This window comes from Roseovarius halophilus (ex Wu et al. 2025), assembly GCF_047086965.1.
Map to the genome: position 1 here is coordinate 1 of NZ_JBKOTX010000309.1, position 4,710 is coordinate 4,710.

Consider the following 4,710-nt stretch of genomic DNA (forward strand, 5'->3'; position numbering starts at 1 on the left):
ATGGAATACCAGAATGGGCAGCCCTTGCTGGGGTGCGCCCCAGCAGGGGCTCATGGCCCCCAACTCGAGCGAATTTCCAGACCTTAGGGTACAGTACCGAACGACGTCGCTATTGCCTGTGGTCGTCCCAAACTCCTTCACAGCGATCTTCAAGAGCGGGTAGCTTAGTGGTGAATATCGGTCTCGGGACATGGGAGAAAGATGAGGTTGCCCTATCTCTGGAACGGCATTGCTGGCACGCGCGTGACGGTTTTCGTAGAGACTATGGCCGGTGTCGACGATGACGTAAGACAAGCCGCCGCCGCCGGTTTCCTGAAGATCACTGGCGATCAAGAGACCACCTACACTTGCAATGCCGCCCTGTTTTTCGACCCCGAAAAGCTTGGTGAGCCGGGAAAGACGGTCGCTGGGACCCGATTTGCGAAGAAATCGACGGCGGGGCGTGGTGACACGTTGCCCGACCCGGCATTGGATGGCAGCCCCAGCACCATCGTGCTACTTGTCAAGGCGCGCCCCATCAAGCACCAAGTTGGGGCAGGGTTGTCACAGGAGTGACCCCGTCCTCTTCACCAAAGTAGCCGATGTTTGCTCCAGCGCCGTCCGATGCAGTCCGCGTTACGCTGGGGGATCATGTGGGGGATGCGCTTACTCCCTCCAAAAAATTTTTATTTATATACAATTGTTTAATCCATTTGATTGGCGGAGGAGGTGGGATTCGAACCCACGGTACGCTTTCACGCACGCCGGTTTTCAAGACCGGTGCAATCGACCACTCTGCCACTCCTCCGGCGAAGGTGGGGGTAAGGGGCTGCGAGCGATTCTGGAAGCCCAAAGCACGACGTGGAAATGCGCCTACCCGGAGCAGGGGTGCTTTCACAATGCGGCCCGGCAGGCTATGATGATCCCGCACGGCCGATATCCGTTTGACCTTGCTGGTCGTTGCGGCTTTGGGTGTGGCCAGCGTGCAAGGTCAAGACAGGACGGCAAGACCGCGCCACAAGACCCGGCAGCAGGGGCGAGACATGACAGGCACACCGCGACCATACAAATCCAGAGTCCTGGCAAAAGCGGTGCTGTTGCTGGCGCTGTCAGGCTGCGGCAGCGAGGACGGCTTTGGCCTTGACCGGCTGATCGCTCCGCGCGACGGCCAAGCCCCAGACAGCGCGGCGCAGACCGGGGTGGCCGCGCGCGATACCGAAGTGCCCGAGGTCTTTCAGGTCACCGAGCCGGGCCTGTGGGACGGGCGCCCCTCACTAGGCGGGATATGGGTCGCGCACCCGCAAGTCGAGGCGCCCGAGCGGGTTGTTATCCGAAACCGGGACAACGGCCGCTCGGTCACCGGCGCGCTTTTCCGGCGCGAGCGGGACACCCCCGGACCGCAACTGCAGGTCTCTTCGGAGGCGGCCGCCGCGCTCGAGATGCTGGCCGGCAACCCTGCCGAGCTGCAGGTGACCGCGCTGCGTCGCGAGGAGGTCAGCACACCGGACCCGGCCGCGACCGACGATTTCGACAGCCCCGACGAAATCAGCGCCGCACCTCTGGACGATGGCCCCGCCGACGGGGCGACCGATACCGGGACGTCTGCCAAGGACGCTGCCGATCAGGCCTCGGAAACGGCAGGGGCGGCTGCCCCGCCCCCTGCCCCGGCCCGCGGTCGGCGGCCGAACACGCCCTATATCCGCGCCGCCACCTTTTCGGTCGAGGCCAATGCCACCCGCGCCGCCGACCGGCTGCGCGGAGACGGCGTCGTGCCCACCGTCGTGGCACAGGACGGCGACGGGCGGACCTTCTGGCGCGTCCTCGCAAGCCCGGCCAATCCGTCCGAGGATCCCGCGACGCTTCTTGAAAAAGTGCGCGACATGGGCTTTTCGGACGCCTACGTCGTAAGCGACTGACCCCTTACGCACGCCCAAGGAGGAACGCTGTCATGATCCGCCTGACCCTCATCGCCGTCACCCTGGCCACCGCGCTCGGGCTCGCCATCGCGCCGGCCGTTCTCGCGCAGAGCTTCGACACCCGCGCCGAGGCGGCCTATGTCCTGGACCAGACCACCGACACTGTGCTGCTGGAAAAGAACGCGGACCGCCCCCTGCCGCCGGCCTCCATGTCCAAGCTGATGACGCTCTACATGGCCTTCGAGGCCATCGGCGACGGACGGCTCGAGGTGGAGGACGAACTGCCGGTCTCGCAGCACTGTTTCGGATACCGGGGCTCGACGATGTTCCTGGACACCACTGACCGCGTCCGCGTCGAGGACCTCTTGCGCGGGGTCGTGGTGCTGTCGGGCAACGATGCCTCCTGCGTGCTGGGCGAAGCGCTTTCGCCGGATGGCACCGAGGCGGGCTTTGCCCGGATGATGACGGAGCGGGCCGAAAATCTCGGGATGACCAATTCGACCTTCACCAACTCCAACGGCTGGCCCGCGGCGGGCCATCGCATGTCCATGCGCGACCTCGGCACGCTGGCCGACCGGATCATCACCGATTTTCCCACCTTCTACCCGCTCTTCGCCGAGCGCCGCTATGAATTCGACGGGCGCGCCCCGGAGAATGTCAGCAACCGCAACCCGCTGCTGGGGCTGGGGATCGGGGCCGACGGTCTCAAGACCGGCCACACCGAGGAAGCGGGGTACGGCCTGACCGCCAGCGCCAAGCAGGGCGATCGGCGGATCATCTTCGCCATCACCGGGATGGACAGTGCCAGTGCCCGCGCCGAAGAGGCCGAGAAGATCATCAACTGGGCCTTTCGCCAGTTCGCCGAGCGCGATGTCGCCAGCGCCGGGACGCGCCTGGCCGAAGCAGAAGTCTGGATGGGCGAAAGCCCGCAGGTGGGGCTTTCGGTGCGAGAGGACCTGTCGATGCTGGTGCCCCTGACCGCATCTCGCGACCTCGAGGCCGAAATCGTCTACAACGGCCCCGTCGAGGCCCCCATCACCGCGGGCGACGAGATCGCCGAACTGGTGATCCGGCTCGACGGTCTGCCCGAGACGCGCGCGCCCCTGGTGGCCGAGGCAGACGTGCCGCGGGGCGGTTTCGCCTCTCGGCTGCGGGTTGCCGCCGATGTGCTGATGACCAAGCTCCTTGACAAGAACGGGAGCGACGCCGAGGAAGGCGCCTGAGATCACGGCATTTCCACGCGGCGGCCCGGCATGTTCATCACCTTCGAAGGCATTGACGGGTCGGGCAAGTCCACCCAGGCGCGGCTGCTGGCCAAGCGCCTGCCCGACGCCGTGCTGACCCGCGAGCCGGGCGGCAGCCCCGGCGCCGAGGAAATCCGCCAATTGCTGCTGACAGGCGACCCGGACCGCTGGTCGGCCGAGACCGAGATCCTGCTGTTCACCGCCGCGCGGCGCGATCACCTGGAAAAGACGATCCTGCCCGCGCTGGAGGCAGGCCGCACCGTGATCTGCGACCGCTTCGCCGATTCCACCCGCATCTACCAGGGTGCGACGCGCGGCGACCTGCGCGCCAGCGTGGACCGTTTGCACAGTCTGATGATCGGGCGCGAGCCCGACCTGACCTTCGTGATCGACATGGACCCTGCCCTGGCGCTGGAACGGGGGCTGGCCCGGGCCTCGGGCGAGGACCGCTTCGAGGATTTCGGCCTGGGCTTTCAGGAAACCCTGCGTCACGGCTTTCTGCAGCTGGCCGAGACCCATGCCGCGCGCTGCGTCGTGATCGACGGCAACCGTGCCCCCGAGGCCGTTGCCGCAGAGGTTGCCGCGCAGTTGGCCAGGCGCGAGGCGGGCTGATGGCCACCGCCCCAGAGGACCGCCCCCTGCCCGACCAGGTCGCCGGCGCGCCCCACCCGCGCGAGACGCGGCAGCTTTTCGGCCAGGATGCCGCGCAGGCGGATTTCCTGGACAGTTTCAACGGCGGGCGGCTGCACTCGGGCTGGCTGATCACCGGGCCGCGCGGCGTTGGCAAGGCGACACTGGCCTGGAAGATCGCCGGTTTCCTGCTGTCGCAGCCCGCCGAGGCGCCCGAGGAGGGGGTGTTCGGGGATGCCCCACCGGCCCCCGACAGGCTCAACGTCGATCCCGACCATCCCGACATGCGGCTGCTGGCCTCTGGCGCGCATCCCCGGCTTTTCGTGCTGCGCCGGGGCTGGGACGAGAAGGCCGACAAGCTCAAGACGGTCATAACCGTCGAAGAGGTCCGCAAGCTGCGCGGCTTCTTCGGCATGTCGGCCACCGATGGCGGGCGCCGCGTGGTGATCGTGGATGCCGCCGACGAGATGAACGTCAACGCGGCCAACGCGATCCTCAAGCTGCTGGAGGAACCGCCCCGGGGCGCAACGATCCTCATGGTGGCGCATCAGCCCTCGCGCCTGCTGCCGACGATCCGGTCGCGCTGCCGGGTGCTGCGCTGCTCGATGCCCGCCGCGCAGGACATGGCCGCCGCTCTGGCGCAGGCCGACAGCCACACCGACGCCCCCGAAGCACTGGCGGCCCTGACCGGGGGGTCGGTCGGCGAGGCGATCCGGCTGATCAACCTCGAAGGGCTGTCCCTCTATTCCGAATTGGTGGGCGTGCTGGACGCGCCCGCCGGGTTTGACCGGCCGCGCGCGATCAGGCTGGCCGAAAGCTGCACGGGCCGCAACAGCGACGCCCGCTTCACACTGGTGCTGGACCTGATCGACCGCTTCCTGTCGCGCGCCGCGCGCAGCGGGCTTGAGGGGCCGCCGGCCGACCAGGGCGCCCCCGGCGAG

Annotated in this window: 5 protein-coding genes and 1 tRNA gene; 5 read left to right on the forward strand and 1 reads right to left on the reverse strand. The window is 67.4% G+C overall.

The window, feature by feature from the left end:
- The first annotated feature begins 201 nt into the window (after nucleotides 1-201).
- Nucleotides 202-555 (forward strand): hypothetical protein, encoded by a 354-nt coding sequence (locus ACH107_RS30220; protein ID WP_412509403.1) that lies wholly within the window; start codon nucleotides 202-204, stop codon nucleotides 553-555.
- A gap of 142 nt (nucleotides 556-697) precedes the next feature.
- Here the strand turns inward: ACH107_RS30220 and ACH107_RS30225 are convergent.
- Nucleotides 698-787 (reverse strand) — tRNA-Ser (locus ACH107_RS30225).
- A 235-nt stretch (nucleotides 788-1,022) separates the two neighbouring features.
- Here ACH107_RS30225 and ACH107_RS30230 point away from each other — a divergent pair.
- The 4 genes from ACH107_RS30230 to ACH107_RS30245 form a co-directional block, all read left to right on the forward strand.
- Complete coding sequence (locus ACH107_RS30230) at nucleotides 1,023-1,895, forward strand: SPOR domain-containing protein (RefSeq protein ID WP_412509404.1); 873 nt, start codon at nucleotides 1,023-1,025, stop codon at nucleotides 1,893-1,895.
- 32 nt (nucleotides 1,896-1,927) lie between these two features.
- Entirely contained in the window at nucleotides 1,928-3,118 is a 1,191-nt protein-coding gene (locus tag ACH107_RS30235; protein WP_310691471.1) for a D-alanyl-D-alanine carboxypeptidase family protein, read from the forward strand.
- 30 nt (nucleotides 3,119-3,148) lie between these two features.
- Nucleotides 3,149-3,751, forward strand: coding sequence for a dTMP kinase (gene tmk, locus ACH107_RS30240; RefSeq protein ID WP_310691470.1), 603 nt, complete (start codon nucleotides 3,149-3,151; stop codon nucleotides 3,749-3,751).
- The coding region (locus tag ACH107_RS30245) for a DNA polymerase III subunit delta' (protein ID WP_412509405.1) at nucleotides 3,751-4,710 on the forward strand (960 nt) is incomplete at its 3' end. The genes tmk and ACH107_RS30245, both read left to right, overlap by 1 nt.

What these genes read in the sequence shown, in the direction of transcription:
- ACH107_RS30230 (WP_412509404.1), top strand. Translation starts at nt 1,023, where the DNA reads ATGACAGGCACACCGCGACCATACAAATCCAGAGTCCTGGCAAAAGCG.
- tmk (WP_310691470.1), top strand. Translation starts at nt 3,149, where the DNA reads ATGTTCATCACCTTCGAAGGCATTGACGGGTCGGGCAAGTCCACCCAG.
- ACH107_RS30235 (WP_310691471.1), top strand. Translation starts at nt 1,928, where the DNA reads ATGATCCGCCTGACCCTCATCGCCGTCACCCTGGCCACCGCGCTCGGG.
- ACH107_RS30220 (WP_412509403.1), top strand. Translation starts at nt 202, where the DNA reads ATGAGGTTGCCCTATCTCTGGAACGGCATTGCTGGCACGCGCGTGACG.